The sequence below is a fragment of the Winogradskyella sp. SM1960 genome, assembly GCF_020179375.1.
Taxonomy (GTDB): Bacteria; Bacteroidota; Bacteroidia; order Flavobacteriales; family Flavobacteriaceae; genus Winogradskyella; species Winogradskyella marina.
Genome location: NZ_JAICBG010000001.1, coordinates 1,206,609 through 1,222,266 on the forward strand (window position 1 = coordinate 1,206,609; position 15,658 = coordinate 1,222,266).

General features: G+C 32.8%; 15 protein-coding genes and 1 tRNA gene. 7 read left to right on the forward strand and 9 right to left on the reverse strand.

Annotated elements, in window-relative coordinates; genetic code table 11:
* Positions 1 to 279: 279 nt before the first annotated feature.
* A tRNA-Leu gene (locus K1X16_RS05060) sits at positions 280 to 361 on the reverse strand.
* 424 nt (positions 362 to 785) lie between these two features.
* Here K1X16_RS05060 and K1X16_RS05065 point away from each other — a divergent pair.
* The 5 genes from K1X16_RS05065 to K1X16_RS05085 all read left to right on the forward strand — a co-directional run bounded on the left by K1X16_RS05065 (position 786) and on the right by K1X16_RS05085 (position 7,218).
* The gene (locus K1X16_RS05065; protein ID WP_225035287.1) at positions 786 to 2,174 is read left to right on the forward strand and encodes a dipeptidase; all 1,389 of its coding nucleotides are present in this window, start codon (positions 786 to 788) and stop codon (positions 2,172 to 2,174) included.
* A gap of 173 nt (positions 2,175 to 2,347) precedes the next feature.
* A complete protein-coding gene (locus tag K1X16_RS05070; RefSeq protein ID WP_225035288.1) occupies positions 2,348 to 2,713 on the forward strand; it encodes a BlaI/MecI/CopY family transcriptional regulator in 366 nt (121 codons plus the stop codon).
* 2 nt (positions 2,714 to 2,715) lie between these two features.
* Positions 2,716 to 5,445: a M56 family metallopeptidase gene (locus K1X16_RS05075; RefSeq protein WP_225035289.1), complete on the forward strand. Its 2,730-nt coding sequence runs from the start codon at positions 2,716 to 2,718 to the stop codon at positions 5,443 to 5,445.
* Positions 5,446 to 5,603: 158 nt separating this feature from the next.
* Complete coding sequence (locus K1X16_RS05080; RefSeq protein WP_225035290.1) at positions 5,604 to 6,704, forward strand: DUF4407 domain-containing protein; 1,101 nt, start codon at positions 5,604 to 5,606, stop codon at positions 6,702 to 6,704.
* Positions 6,705 to 6,750: 46 nt separating this feature from the next.
* Positions 6,751 to 7,218, forward strand: a complete 468-nt coding sequence (locus tag K1X16_RS05085) for a YybH family protein (RefSeq protein WP_225035291.1) — start codon at positions 6,751 to 6,753, stop codon at positions 7,216 to 7,218.
* 111 nt (positions 7,219 to 7,329) lie between these two features.
* On the opposite strand, the gene K1X16_RS05090 is transcribed toward K1X16_RS05085, so the two are convergent.
* From K1X16_RS05090 to K1X16_RS05125, 8 genes are all read right to left on the reverse strand, one after another.
* The gene (locus tag K1X16_RS05090) at positions 7,330 to 7,656 is read right to left on the reverse strand and encodes an STAS domain-containing protein (protein WP_195870035.1); all 327 of its coding nucleotides are present in this window, start codon (positions 7,654 to 7,656) and stop codon (positions 7,330 to 7,332) included.
* 648 nt (positions 7,657 to 8,304) lie between these two features.
* The gene (locus K1X16_RS05095) at positions 8,305 to 8,880 is read right to left on the reverse strand and encodes a PhnA domain-containing protein (RefSeq protein WP_225035292.1); all 576 of its coding nucleotides are present in this window, start codon (positions 8,878 to 8,880) and stop codon (positions 8,305 to 8,307) included.
* A 30-nt stretch (positions 8,881 to 8,910) separates the two neighbouring features.
* Complete coding sequence (locus K1X16_RS05100) at positions 8,911 to 9,273, reverse strand: MmcQ/YjbR family DNA-binding protein (protein WP_225035293.1); 363 nt, start codon at positions 9,271 to 9,273, stop codon at positions 8,911 to 8,913.
* Between the two features lie 102 nt (positions 9,274 to 9,375).
* Complete coding sequence (locus tag K1X16_RS05105) at positions 9,376 to 9,987, reverse strand: DUF4230 domain-containing protein (protein ID WP_225035294.1); 612 nt, start codon at positions 9,985 to 9,987, stop codon at positions 9,376 to 9,378.
* A gap of 43 nt (positions 9,988 to 10,030) precedes the next feature.
* The gene (locus tag K1X16_RS05110) at positions 10,031 to 10,783 is read right to left on the reverse strand and encodes a cyclase family protein (protein ID WP_225035295.1); all 753 of its coding nucleotides are present in this window, start codon (positions 10,781 to 10,783) and stop codon (positions 10,031 to 10,033) included.
* A 188-nt stretch (positions 10,784 to 10,971) separates the two neighbouring features.
* Positions 10,972 to 12,105 (reverse strand): radical SAM family heme chaperone HemW, encoded by a 1,134-nt coding sequence (gene hemW, locus K1X16_RS05115; RefSeq protein ID WP_225035296.1) that lies wholly within the window; start codon positions 12,103 to 12,105, stop codon positions 10,972 to 10,974.
* A 126-nt stretch (positions 12,106 to 12,231) separates the two neighbouring features.
* Positions 12,232 to 12,786, reverse strand: coding sequence for a crossover junction endodeoxyribonuclease RuvC (gene ruvC / locus K1X16_RS05120; protein ID WP_195870041.1), 555 nt, complete (start codon positions 12,784 to 12,786; stop codon positions 12,232 to 12,234).
* A 33-nt stretch (positions 12,787 to 12,819) separates the two neighbouring features.
* The gene (locus tag K1X16_RS05125) at positions 12,820 to 13,458 is read right to left on the reverse strand and encodes a cell envelope biogenesis protein OmpA (RefSeq protein WP_225035297.1); all 639 of its coding nucleotides are present in this window, start codon (positions 13,456 to 13,458) and stop codon (positions 12,820 to 12,822) included.
* On the opposite strand from K1X16_RS05125, the gene K1X16_RS05130 reads away from it, so the two are divergent.
* Together K1X16_RS05130 and K1X16_RS05135 are read left to right on the forward strand one after the other, a co-directional pair.
* A complete protein-coding gene (locus K1X16_RS05130) occupies positions 13,438 to 14,457 on the forward strand; it encodes a lysylphosphatidylglycerol synthase domain-containing protein (protein ID WP_225035298.1) in 1,020 nt (339 codons plus the stop codon). The two genes, K1X16_RS05125 and K1X16_RS05130, sit on opposite strands and share 21 nt — an antisense overlap.
* Positions 14,454 to 15,596, forward strand: a complete 1,143-nt coding sequence (locus K1X16_RS05135) for a glycosyltransferase family 2 protein (RefSeq protein ID WP_225035299.1) — start codon at positions 14,454 to 14,456, stop codon at positions 15,594 to 15,596. Before K1X16_RS05130 ends, K1X16_RS05135 begins: the two co-directional genes overlap by 4 nt.
* Positions 15,597 to 15,658: the final 62 nt, after the last annotated feature.

The following is a 15,658-nucleotide window of genomic DNA, read 5'->3' on the forward strand; positions in this document are numbered from 1 at the left end:
AGTTTTAATTTCTAAATTTTAAAAGAATTTTTTTGAGGGAATGTTTTTTTTGAGTTCTCAGGTGTCAACTTAAACATCTAAGGATTGTTTTAGAGTTATTAAATGACTATCTTTAATCTAAGATTTAGAATTTTTAGATTACTTTTTTTATCTAAATAAATATAGCTTTAATAAGCTTTAAATACACTAGTCTTACAATACGTGGGGCATATTGGGGGAATTTAACAAAACAAAAAAGCCTAACTAATTGAAGAACAATTAATTAAGCTTTTGTCTTAGTACAGGCGGAGAGACTCGAACTCTCACACCTCGCGGCACTAGATCCTAAGTCTAGCGTGTCTACCAATTCCACCACGCCTGCAACTATCCAATAATTATTGGGATGCAAATATAAACAATAGTTTTAATATACAAATCATTGTTGTCGGATAAAAGACATAAGACCGCTTCGCTGTTAGACATAAGAACCCTGACTTAATTACAACTAATTGATTTACAGCGTCGTTTTAGATTACAATTTTCTCTATTCTATATTGAATAAAATTTTCCAAAAAGAATATTTCCAATTTACAAACAACTGTAATATAACTACTTATACTATATTTAATAAACCTAAATATCTTTAGTCGTACACTATTAGCTATAAATATTGTTATAAAATTGATCTAACCGCTATACTTTCGCAGTTTTCCACAATAATTATTTCTAAATAAAAACTTAAAGTTGACAACAGGCTAATTTATTACTCTTATAATTCTTATTTTTGATACAAACCAAAAATACTTATGCAAAGCATTAATTCTTATATTTCAGAACATAAACAACGATTTTTAGACGAACTCATTGAGCTCTTAAAAATTCCATCCATCAGTGCTGATTCAGCATACAAAAAAGATGTATTAACAACAGCAGATGCCGTTAAAACTAGTCTTGAAAAAGCAGGTTGCGACCATGTAGAAATCTGTGAAACCGAAGGCTATCCAATAGTTTATGGTGAAAAAATTATAGACAAAAATTTACCAACCGTTTTAGTTTATGGTCATTACGATGTGCAACCACCAGATCCCTTAGATTTATGGAATTCACCTCCATTTGATCCTATCATTCAGAAAACAGACTTACATCCAGAAGGTGCCATTTTTGCCAGAGGAGCTTGTGATGACAAAGGCCAAATGTACATGCACGTGAAAGCTATGGAATACATGACAGCTAACAATGAATTGCCATGTAATGTAAAATTCATGATTGAAGGTGAAGAGGAAGTTGGTAGTGTTAATTTATCGACATTCGTAAAAAACAATCATGAAAAGCTAAAAAATGATGTCATTCTTATTTCAGATACAGGAATGATTGCGCCAGACGTACCGTCAATTACAACGGGATTAAGAGGTTTAAGCTATGTTGAAGTTGAAGTTACAGGACCAAACAGAGATTTACACTCTGGACTTTACGGAGGTGCTGTGGCAAATCCTATAAACGTGTTAACCAAAATGATTGCCTCGCTTCACGATGAAAACAATCATATCACTATTCCTGGATTTTATGATAAGGTTGAAAACCTTTCGGATGCTGAACGTGCCGAAATGGCAAAAGCACCATTCTCATTAGAAGCCTATAAAAAATCATTGGATATTAATGCCGTTTATGGTGAGGCAGGTTATTCTACTAACGAACGTAACTCAATACGACCAACATTAGATGTGAATGGTATTTGGGGAGGTTATACAGGCGAAGGAGCAAAAACCGTAATTGCTAGTAAGGCTTATGCTAAAATTTCTATGCGTTTAGTACCTCATCAAGAGTGGGAAGAGATTACCCAATTATTTAAAACACATTTTGAAAGTATTGCGCCAAAAGGTGTTACTGTAAAAGTAAATCCGCATCATGGCGGACAAGGTTATGTAACTCCAATAGACAGTATTGGTTACCAAGCCGCTTCAAAAGCTTATGAAGCAACCTTTGGAAAAACACCAATTCCGCAACGTAGTGGAGGAAGTATTCCAATTGTATCTCTGTTTGAGGAAGAACTAAAAAGTAAAACTATTTTAATGGGCTTTGGATTGGATAGTGACGCTATTCACTCACCAAACGAACATTTTGGAGTCTGGAATTACCTTAAAGGCATTGAAACCATTCCTTGGTTTTACAAGCATTTTACAGAATTATCGAAATAAAATAATGATAGGTTGAATGGTATAGAAACCTATTAAATTTAACATCATTATTTCAAAAATTGAAAGCATCCGCTCCCCGTGAGCGGATTTTTTTTGACTATTTTTTCAACTCTACACTTGTAGAATCAAAATTAATTTCTACATTTGTAGAGTTAATTCTAAATCTGTAGAGCATGCAACTTTCAAAAACCGAAGAACAACTAATGCAATACCTCTGGAAACTCGATAAAGCTTTTATGAGAGATTTATTAGAAAGTTATCCTGAACCAAAACCAGCAACTACAACGGTTGCCACACTACTAAAACGCATGATTGGCAAAGGCTTTATTGATTATAAGACCTTCGGTAAATCTAGAGAGTACTTTCCGTTAGTAAAGAAGGAAGATTATTTCTCAAAACAGTTTAAAGGGCTTATAAAAAATTTTTTTAATGATAGCGCATCGCAGTTTGCCTCCTTTTTTACACGCAAAACCGATTTAAGCAAAGAAGAATTAGAAGCCTTAAAAGAAATCATTGATGCAGAAATTAAAAACAAGTGATTATGGAAACTTACTTATTTAAATTTTCAGTTTGCTTAGGAATCTTTTGGTTGGTTTATGTGCTTTTTTTAGAACGTCAGAATAGGCATCGTTTTAAACGTTTTTATTTATTGGGTGCATTAGCCTTAGCATTACTGATTCCAAAATTAACTATAACCGAATATGTTGAGCCTGTAGTGACCACTATTGAAACAGCACCTACATTCATCAATATTGATCCTGCTCTTATTGATACAACAATTGAAGAACCTTACTTTTTCGATTTAGAAACGACCCTTTGGTTCTTTTACGGCTTTGGTGTCTTGTTATTCACCTTACGTTTTGTTGTCAATCTATTTAAAATGCAACGTCGCATTTCTAAGAATGAAACCGTAAAACACCGATCTTTCATTTATGTGTTGTTACAAGACAATCTCATTCCACATTCCTTTTTTAGATATATTTTCTTTAATAAAACGAGGTATAACTCTAACCACATTCCTAAAGAGGTAGTGTTACACGAAGAAACTCATGCGAAGCAATTACATAGCATAGATATTGTATTACTAGAACTACTACAAATTATATTTTGGTTTCATCCTTTAATATACATTCTGAAACATCATGTAAAACTCAATCACGAATTTTTAGCAGACCAAGCCGTTTTACAACAAGGTTCTGATATTAAAACGTATCAAACTATTTTATTACAATTTTCATCAAACACTCAAAATCATCAATTAGCGAGTGCCATCAATTATTCATCCATCAAAAAACGATTTACAGTTATGAAAACACAAACATCCAAAACCAGAATTTGGCTAAGTACGTTATTAGTGCTACCAATTATTGCTATTCTTTTTTACAATTTTGCAGAAAAGGAATATGTTGAAAAAGAAGAATCATCCACTATTGAACATCATGAACACATTAAAGATGAATTAAAAAAAGCTGAGGAGTTACAAATTAGTTACTTAGGCCAAAACGCTGTTGAAGTCTATTTAAAAAAATACGATATCTATGAAACACTTAGAACTACTGAACCACATTACATCTACAAATCAAAGCAAGAACAAGAAGAGTTAGATGACTTATTTTCAGATTTAGGAGGTCTATATTATAGAATGTCTAAAGAAAATAAAGCTAAAGTAAAACGACCAATTGCTGGCATTTCACCCTATGCAAAAATCACACTCAATGGTAAAACATATTTCAAAAAGCATAGTGAGTTAACTACTGAAGAAAAAGCAACTCTACCTCCACCTCCGCCACCACCTTTACCTATTCAAAACAATAATTATAATCTGAAAGAAAAACCAATCATGGTAGTTCTAATAAACAGAAACGGAGAATTACTAGTAAAGAATAAGAATACTTCTTTGGAGGGCATTGAATCTAAACTAAAAACATTATCAAAGTCCTTTGACGATTCTAACTCAGTTTTCGTTAGATACGATAAAAGTAATGCTTCAGAAAAGACATTGAAAAACGTCATAACCTTGATAAGAAAATATGACTTTAAAGTTATTCAAGCAGATGCACCTTTAATAGCACCTCCGCCTCCACCAGCTCCACCAGTTCCATCAACTCCGCATACTCCTACTAAAACACAAAGCAATAAAGTAATACAACCTGTAGAAATACTAATCAAAAAAGATAACAGTATACTATTGAATGAAAAGATTATAAAATTTAACGATTTAGCTCAATCAGCTACCGAAATCAACAAACATCTCACTATTGAAGAACGCAGAAATTATGTGACTGCTTCTATTTTTACAGAAAGTAATAATAACATTGATTTCGTTAAAAAAGTCCAATTAGAACTTCATAAAGCAGATATAATGTCTAGCAGTGTTCGTTATTTAGAAAGCATAAAAAAAACAGGTTTAAAAGCTAAACACGTTAGCCCTAACGCAGGTTTAACTGTTGAACAAGCAAAAATTGAACAAGAAAAAAGACTTGAGAAATATAAAGATTTTACACTACCAAAAGATTCTCCTTGGGCTATTGAAACTAAAGTGACTTCTGTCAAAGAAACTAAGCAAAAATCTGGTCCAATAGAAATCAACGGAACAAACTATTATTATTCGCAACAAAATGGTGTAACAACGTACTATGACACTTATGGTAAAGAAGTAAAAATGGATAATTTACCACCTCCTCCACCTCCACCAGCTATTAAAACTGGCAAAATAAGTGACAGTCAATTTAAGTCGTATAATAAATGGGTTAAAAGTTTAAAAGACCCAAATGGCAACCATCTCATGGTTAAAAAAGAACATTATGAATACTTCACAGGCATTTATAACCTAATGACAGAAGAGCAACAAAAGAAATCGGAAGGACTGCCTCCACCACCAGCTCCACCAGTTCCATCATCTAAACAAAAGCAAACTTATAAATTTAAAACCGAAAGTGGTGAAATCATTGAAGTTGTAGAAGACCCTCAGCCTCAAAAACAAGAAAGTATTTTGCCTATCGTTAATGGTAGGGTTTTAAAAACAGGACAATTATCTATGTCCTTAACTGAAATTAAAAAAATTATACTCACATTACCAAATAGCAAAGTCACTGCTTTTAAATTGAAAATTCCCGGAATAAAAACTCAGCAATTTAAAGGAAACATTGCTAACAGTGACACCATAAAAAACCTCAATACCCTTAAAACAGGAGATTTTATAGTCCTATTTGATATTAAAAATGATAAGGACACCGAAGTTTCACCGGTTTCTATAGAAGTTATAGACTAACATTATCGTAAAAATCTAAAATTTTTCAGACCTCAAAGCATTTAAAAATCTTTGAGGTCTGATATTTTTTACTCAAAAGTGTAACAAAACCAATCCTTTAGCGTTCTAATAGTCAATCAATCAGCCTAAATTATAGGTCAATCAAAAAACAAACACTTATGTTAAAGCAATTCTTCATCCTTTGCTCTGGCGCTGACACCGACATTTTAAACGACTGTTCTAATGGCGAACAAAACAAATATGCTGGTATTGGAGCTACCGTTTTCTTTACCGCAGTAATGGCAACCATAGCCGCTAGTTATGCGCTTTTTACTGTTTTTGACAATCTTTACACCGCCATTTTCTTTGGGTTAATTTGGGGCTTACTTATTTTTAATCTCGACCGTTATATTGTTTCCACAATTAAAAAACGAGATAATGTTATTAGCGAAATCCTTCAAGCCACTCCACGAATTATATTGGCTATTATTATTGCAATCGTTATTTCTAAACCTTTAGAATTAAAGATTTTTGAAAAGGAAATCAATCAGGTATTATTAGAGCAAAAAAATGATTTAACCTTAGCTAATCAACATCAGATTGCGGAACAGTACAATCCTAAAATTGCGGAGTTGGAAACTGAAATTTCGAGTTTACAATCTCAAATAGAAACCAAAGAATCAGAAGTCAATGCCTTGTACGATACTTATATCTCAGAAGCAGAAGGCACAGCAGGCACTAACCTTTTAGGAAAAGGTCCTGTTTACAAAGAAAAACGTGATAAGCATGATGCTGCCTTGACCGAACTTCAACAATTAAAAACAGTCACTACAACTAAAATTGAAGCTCTTGAAACACAAATCGCAACACTTCAAGATAATTATACTACAACTGTTGAAACATCGCAACCTATTATTGACAATTTTGATGGTTTAATGGCACGTATTACAGCTTTGGGAGCATTACCTTGGCTGCCTTCGGTCTTTATTTTTCTATTGTTTTTGGCCATTGAAACCTCGCCAATCATTGCAAAATTATTGGCACCTAAAAGTGAATTTGATTATAAACTTCAAGACCAAGAAACGGCCATTAAAACATGGACACTGCAAAAGGTTGAAGAACGTAAACTCCTTATAAAAACAGATAATACTATAAATAACAAAGTTTATAATGAAGTTGCTGATGAAAAAGACATATTGAATTATAAACGGAAGCAGGCAAGAATACTTATGCAAAATCAAGCCGATGCTTTTTTAAAGCAACAAAAGGGTATTCTTTAGACAATTTGTTAATACTTTTAGATTGAAAATAAAAACCTTCAATCATATGAAATATATTGTTACCGTTACAATGACCTTATTATTATTTAGCTGTATTAGTATCAAGGCAGACGTCACCACAGATACCGTTAAAACAACTGATTCTATAGAACATGCTGAAGCTGGTATTAGATTGGTTATGGCTGAACAAGAAAACGCATGGAACAATCACGATTTGGAAGGTTTTATGCAAGGCTATTGGAAAAGCGATTCGCTTAAATTTTATGGAAGTAACGGATTGACGCTTGGTTGGGATCAAACCTTAGCGAATTATAAAAAAAGCTATCCAACAAAAACAGAAAGTGGCACACTAAAATTTGTGATTAATGATATTTCCAAAATCGAAGGTGATAACTACTGGGTTATGGGAGAATACCATCTAAAGCGTATTGCTGGCGATGCTAATGGCATATTCATTATTATTTTTAAGAAGATAAATGGAAAATGGAAAATTGTCGCCGACATGTCTTGTTGAAACCCCATAACGATGTGGAGAATTTCAATTTAAAAATAAAACGCATCCAAAACACCTATTTATCACCATAGGCACATTGGAAACGCTTTATGACATATTTAATTCAGATTTTTAAGCCGCGACAATTGCATTTGAAAAATCAACGTGTTCCTTTACAACACGTACTGGCTCTTCAGATTTAAAATGCTGATATAACTCTTTACAGCCAATACCAACAATAGATAATTGTTTAGATTTTGTTATAGACTCATTGTGTAATTTAGCTAATGCCATTACACCTGCTCTATCTATACTACTTACATGTTCTATATCGAGTAGAATACTATCGCGTTTATCAAAAATGTTAGAAAATTGATCGTTAAAGATTTTTAAATTCAACTTATTTAAATCACCTTTAATTTGAAAACGATTGTTGTAATTTGAAATGTGTAAATCCATAATAAATAATGTTTAAGTGTTCATACTAATTCAAGGCTATTAATCAGTATACTCTGTGCTATTATTTAGAGGGATGACTACAATATCGCATTTAACTGTCGGTCTTTCAGATATTTTCGATAAAGGGTTAATTTGAATGGTTTACGTGAGATAGACTGTTTGTTTTTTCGACAAACAACACGTTTCAAAACTCATAAATTGTAAGAAAAATAAAGCCTGAATCAACTAAGAATCAGGCTTTTGAAGATATGTTCCTATATCCAAAAATTAGTGCAAAGTAATTTAAAAAACAGCATAATTTTTAAGTAAGTAAGATGGTCTTAATGGTTGTTTTAAAAACTACCATTACAAGCTTGTACAAACTTCTATTTACAATGCGATTCCACCTATATAACCGCTGCGCATTCAAAAGCTGCAAATCATTACTTCTACAGCGTCAAAAGGCCATGAATTATTGTAGCTTTCGTATGTCGATCTTATTTGTTACAGCTCAAAATTATATTTTTGCATTATGCAATACAAGTATAAGATCATATTAATGGTAATATTAGCCGCAATCACAATTTATGGATTAGTAACAGGCCAATATTTGTTTATGGTATTTTTAATACCTATAAGTTTCGATTTTTTTAATAAGAAAGATTCTGATTAAGTTTTCTTCACATATTCTGTGATAATTACAATTTGCTGACCATCAACACGACCTTCAATATAGGTTTCATTTTCGTGGTCTAGTCTAATGTTTCTAACCGCTGTACCTTGCTTGGCTACCATACTAGAACCTTTCACCTTTAAATCCTTAATTAATACTACAGAATCTCCGTGTTCTAAAATCACACCATTCACATCTCTATGAATTAATTTGTCAGCTTCATCTTCTCCATCACCAGACGCTTTAGCCAATTCTAAAGTTTCATCTTCCATGTACATCATTCCTAGTAAATCTTGCGTCCAATCGGCATTAATCCTGTTCAACATTCTCCAGGCCATTATTTTTACGGCATCGTGCTCGCTCCACATACTATCATTTAAACATCTCCAATGGTTGGGGTCAATAGCATCTGAATCATTCATTTGTTCTTTGCACACTTGGCATGCATACAAAACTGTTTTTAATCCGTTTTCTTTAATATCAGATACTCCGTATTCTGACAATTTTTCTTCACTACCACAAAGCTCACATTTAGAGCCACTGCGTTTTTGTAATTCTCTTTCTAATGACATAATAAATTATTGTATTCTGCAAATGTAAAATTAATTCAGACTTTCACGTAGTTTTTTAGGTAAGCCTTTTACTACCATCTCATAAGAATGATCAATTAACTCTAGTATTAATTTTGGTGAGAGGTCGCCATTATGGATATAAACACTATTCCATTGTTGTTTGTGCATGTGGTAACCCGGTTGTATACTGTCGTGCTCCGCTCTGAGTTCTTGCGCATATTCTGGGTCACATTTAAGGTTTATAAAAGCGTCTCCATTTTCCCATCGTTTTAAAGATGTTAAAGCAAACATTTTACCTAAAACCTTAAACACCAACGCATCATCATTAAACGGAAAATGTTCAGTAACTGCTTTTTTATTGAGGCAATAATTTCTGTAGTCTTCGATGTTCATAGTATTTCCTGTGAAAGCAGGAATCTTATTAATGTATAATACAGCGAATTTAATTAAAGTAATTAGACGATACTCATTGTGACAGCTTTCAAAAACAGAATACTACTTCAACATCTTTTTATCGTCTCCACCTTCAATTTTCAAGGCCGAATAATCCAAGGTCCAACCAATAGTTTCCACCAAATTTTCAATAAGATGAATCGCTTCTAAAGCTTCTTGCTTCGCCACATTGTACAAGCCACTTTCCGGAACCTTATCTGCAATATGTGCTTTAGCTTTGGTGTGTAATTCTGTTAAATCGGCAGCTTCAAACCTATTAAACATACCATCTTTTTTATCGTAGTAGTTAATATTACTTTCTATAGAGAGAATCTCCGGCTGTGGAAAATGAGCAAAGGTTACTGTTTTTGTTTGCGCATCTGCAGACATTTCAACCTTACTTAAATCAAAACCAATATGTGCTTTGGCATTAATGACGACTAAAGCTTTTTTGCGGCTAGATATTAATTTTAAGAACTTCTCCTTAACATCTTCGTAGTGGTAAATTTCAGCAAAATCACCTTCAACAGTTACAAACTTACAGACCCGTTTTATTTTGTCTAATATTAAAATGGATTGCTCATCAGAAACCTTTTTGGATTTCCACTGTTTATAGATCGTCACTAATCCTAAAGTGACTAAAATACTGATGATAATTATAAAAAATGTTTCCATAGTATATAAATATTTGACACGAGCTTATGTTAAGCGTCACATCTTATTTATCCATAATTTTATATAAAATAGGCTTACTTGGACTTGAGTCATTCTCAAAAGGTGCAATTTGAAGGTTGAGCATATACTTACCATCTTTAATTTTATTAGACACATAAATAAACTCTGTTATTGTAGCGTCTAATCGTAGTTTTCCTTTAGTATTCCAAAACGCATTATGCGCTAACAATTCACCTCCATCTTGCTCTTTATCTACACTTGGCAAGTCTATTAATAAGTGTTTTATGCCTTTTGACTTGAGATAATTTGCAGCTTCCTCGAGTAAATACGTAGGGTTTGTATTTGAATACTGTCTTGTATGCTTTTCTCGTGTATTTGGCATGGTTCTAATGACAATAGCTTCACGCTTTTTATTACCCAAAGCAAATTGTAACTGCTTACGTGAAATTACATAATCATCACCTAATTTTTCTGGCGCTACAGTAACAACCTCAGCTAAGAAGAAAAACTGCTTTAAATGTTGATTTATAGAGTATTCTTTTTCCGTAATATGACCAACTGTTTCCGTATGTGTGCCATGTGAATGTGGATTAAAACTTATAGTATTAAAATTCACAACAGCACCTTTGGCTACACTAATGGTTTTTCCATCTATAACTTCTGGTGCTATTTTTGGCGGTTCTAAACACCATGCATTAACATTAGTTGATTTTCCTGTAATAGGAATTGAAATATCTAAAGGTTGTAATAAGTTGACCTTTAATTTTCGGGAATTGTATTGAATTGTTGCGATCATTTATGCTGAATTTATTTCAGTAAATTTTATTATTATTCTTTCATTATTTTGATAAGACTATGACAAAAAATGTGTCACATTGAGCGCAGTCGAAATGCTTTTAAAACTTAGATTCCAAATATCTTCGACTGCGCTCAGACTGACACTTTGCATAAAGCCATTTTTTGGTGTACAAATTTAAACATATATTAAAACGAATTCAGCATAAATAGTTCACTAGAAATACCATCACTTAAAAATTGTCCTTGCTTTGTGACACGTAAATGTCCATCATCAATATACAATAATTGTTGATTTATAAAAACTTTGGATTGCTCAATTAAATAATCTTTAAAAACGGTTCCAAAGTCGTTTTCAACTTTATAAAACGACACTCCCCAAATGGTTCGTAACCCTGTCATTACATATTCGTTATATTGATCTGTTAGTGTTAAGGTTTCTATTTCTATAGGTAACTCGTTTTGTTGAATAGCTTTTATATATTTTGAATTGTTACTCACATTCCAACCGCGTTGCTTGCCATTGAACGAATGTGCCGAAGGTCCAATACCTAAATAGGACTTCCCTTGCCAATAAGCCGAATTATTTCTACTGAAATAACTTTCTTTTCCAAAGTTAGACAACTCATAATGTACAAATCCTGATGCTTCCAATGTTTCTTTCAACAGATGAAATTGTTGGTGTGCTTGCTCGTCATCAACATCCTCAATCACACCTTTTTTTATAAACGATGCTAAAGCTGTTTTTGGCTCAACCGTTAACGCATAGCTCGAAATATGTGGCACATTAAACTCTAATGCCATTTCAATATTCTTTAACCATTGTGCGTTTGAAGCACCTGGAATGCCATAAATTAAATCTAAAGAAATATTATCGAAGTGGCGCGTCGCCACAGACAAACATTCTATAGCTTCGTTTGCGTTGTGTGCGCGATTCATCAGTTTTAAATCGGCTTCAAAAAAAGATTGAATACCTATAGATAAGCGGTTAATTGGACTTTTAGCGAGTTCTATGATTCTGTCTTTAGATAAATCATCCGGATTGGCTTCGAGCGTAATTTCAGGATGTTCAGAAATTTGATAGTTTTGATAAACGGAGTCAATTAAAACCTGTAATTCCTCATTAGTCAATAAGCTTGGTGTGCCACCTCCAAAATAGATGGTTTCTACACTCGTATTTTTAAACTCATCTTTACGAAGTTCTAATTCTCGACACAATGCATTTACTAATTCATCTTTCTTCTTTAATGAGGTTGAAAAATGAAAGTCACAATAATGACACGCTTGCTTGCAGAATGGTATGTGGATGTAGATGCCGCTCATTTAGTTTTTTCGTTTGGGCTTATTGTAATATCAACTTAGTGGAATAGGAAAAAAATGCTTCATAATAATTAGATTAGTTTCGCTGAACTTAAAGGTTTGTTTGCCTTCGTAGAAATGACAAAGAGGTTACTTTTTAACGCGATCTTCATTCTGTTTCACAAAAGAAGCCCAACCTGAATAACTCTTGCCAACCTCAACGCGACCTTCATTATAAAAATGACAAACAGCAGCAGCTAAACCATCCATTGAATCTAAATTTTTAGGAATAGTTTTAAGTCCTAACATGCTTTGCAACATTTTAGCGACTTGCTCTTTACTAGCATTTCCATTTCCGGTAATTGCCATTTTAATTTTTTTAGGTGCATATTCTGTAATTGGCACTTCACGAGATAAACCTGCAGCCATGGCAACTCCTTGTGCGCGTCCTAGCTTAAGCATACTCTGTACATTTTTACCAAAGAATGGTGCTTCAATAGCAATTTCATCTGGATGATAGGTATCAATGAGTTCTACCGTACGTTCAAAAATAAGTTTGAGTTTTAGATAATGATCATCGTACTTTTTTAGTATCAGCTCATTGAGCTGCAAAAATTCCATGTTTTTACCCACAATTTTTATGAGTCCAAAACCCATAATGGTAGTTCCAGGATCTATGCCTAATATAATTTTTTCTTTGCTCATATTTATTACCCAAGTAAATGGATATCTTATTAGTTAATCGCAATACTGACAACCGCTTAACGAAACCGCTAAGCCAAAGGTAAGGTTAAAAACACTGCCATTAAAAGCACCTAAGCCATTTTGTACAGGATCGTAATTATCTAAGGATGTTAATCCGTATATGTAGGCAACATCTGTGTATACTGAAACTTTTTCATTAATGGCATAATGCAACTCTAAACCACCTAATAGGTTAACGAAAGACTGCTTATTATCGCCTAAGGTTCCCAATGGCTTTACAAAAGACATTCCTGGTCCTGCGTGAAGAACCGTTCGAAATCGCCTTGGAAGAAAGCCTATATAGTTAGAAGGATCAAAAACAAACTGAGCATTTATCCGAGAGTAGTTAATTTTAAATTCTGGTGTATCTTCATGGTTTTTAAAACGGTTAAAACCATAATCTAATTTTACACCATATTCTCGTTTTATCATATGCTGAACGCCTAGATTAACGGTTGGAAAATTCATAGCCTTTGCATAAGAGCCTTTCACAAACCCGTCTGTAGTTGCATAATTAACTCCAACCGCAAACAACGCTTTCCATTGTGCTGTATCTTTTAATTGTGCTTGACTACTCCATGTTATTAAAACGATAGCAAAATAGAAAAGGTATTGTTTAAAATAGTATTGCATCTGTTAGTTTTTGATTTTATTTGTAGTATGCGTTACAATGTACCTCACAAAATTAAACAATTCTTCTTTGTACTTATTAAGTTGAGTATTGTTGTTGCTGCATTTTCTTTTATTTATTCTAAAATTATTAAAAACGACCAATTAGAATTCAGCAGTTTTCTGTCTTTTTTGAAAGAAAATGATGTTTTTTCTTTTAAAAACATCATTATTTTAATGATTTTAAGCTTTTTTAACTGGTTTTTTGAAATTTTTAAATGGCGATATTTAGTTAAATATATTACATCCATTTCCTTTACATCTGCATTAGAACAAAGTTTAGCCGGCTTAACAGCATCGTTAATAACACCAAACCGTATCGGTGATTATGGTGCAAAAGCGATTTACTATGCCAAAACATTACGGACAAAAATTGTATTACTGAATCTGTTAGGAAACATGGCGCAAATGACCATAACTACAATTTTGGGTGGCATTGGGTTTTTAATATTTATAAATCGCTATCCTATTGCTGTTAGTTATTATAAGATTGTAATTATTGGAATCCTAATGTTATTAATTGGGTTATTTGTTTGGCTTGCTAGTAAACAAAACCGTTTTAAAATAAAAGGATTTTCATTTGCTTCAATCATCAATTTTATAACATCTATTCCCTTAAAATCACATGGATTTAATCTGGTTTTTTCATTAACGCGCTATCTTATATTTTCATTTCAATTGTATTATTTATTACTCATTTTTGGTGTCAATATTAGTTATTATGATGCTATGGTCGTTATAACGAGTATGTATTTATTAGCGTCAATTGTGCCATCCATTTCAATTTTCGATGTAGTAATTAAAGGCAGTGTCGCTGTATTTTTATTCAGTTATGTTGGCGTGAATGAGTTTATCATTCTATCCACCACAAGCCTAATGTGGTTGCTCAATTTTGTGATTCCAAGTCTATTTGGAAGTTATTTTGTGCTTAATTTTAAACTGCCAAAACCCGTTGCAAAATGATATCGTTTTTATTCATTTTTATCATAATGGCCTATCTATTTATTATAGGATGGTTGAGTTATGGATTTGATAAGGTTGACGATTTTAAAATGCAAAATTTACCATCAAAGACAACATTTTCTGTGGTTATTCCGTTTCGAAATGAAGCTGAAAATCTACTGAAACTATTAGAGTCCATTTCAAAATTGAATTACCCAAAATCCATGTTTGAAGTAATTTTAGTTGATGATGATTCTGAAGATAATTCGGTTGCTATACTAAATAAATTGATTTCCGATAGACCTTTCGACTGCGCTCAAGGTGACATTCAGGTCATTAAAAATAAAAGAACATCTAATTCCCCAAAAAAAGATGCGATAACATCTGCTATTAAGGTTTCAAAATATGATTGGATTGTAACTACAGATGCCGATTGTATTTTGCCTCAATACTGGCTCGATACTTTTGATGAATGTATTCAGCTAAACTATTCAAATTGCATTGTAGCTCCTGTAACATATCATAGTAAAACGTCATTTTTAAATCGTTTTCAAACCTTGGATTTTTTGAGTTTACAAGGTGCAACTATTGGTGGCTTTGGTATTAAAAAACCATTCTTATGCAATGGTGCTAATTTTGCCTATCGAAAATCTGAATTTAAATCCGTTAAAGGTTTTGAAGGCAACGATACTATAGCAAGTGGTGACGATGTGTTTCTACTTGAAAAATTTATAAAACTAGACGCTAAAAAAGTACAGTATCTAAAATCTAGACATGCGATTGTCACCACTAATGCTACAAAAACCATGACCGATTTAATTCAGCAACGGTTGCGTTGGGCTTCTAAAACAAGCCAAAACACCTATTGGTTTACAAAGGCCGTTGGATTAATCGTTTTCTTGGGAAATTTTGTGTGTTTAGGATTACTTCCTGCCATTTATTTCAATGGTATAACCCTAAAAACAGCTATAGCTTTATTTGTTATTAAACTTAGTATCGACTTCTTATTGTTATTTAAAACAGTACGCTTTTTTAAGCAGGAAACACTTTTAGTGTCTTACGTGTTTTCGAGTTTTTTATACCCAATTTTTAACGTCTGTATTGCTTTTTTATCATTCTTTACAACTTACAACTGGAAAGGCAGACGTTTTGCTAAATAAAAGCTTTGATTGATTACTTTTAGTTAAACTATTAACACCTATAAGGTTTTATAAACCTTGCA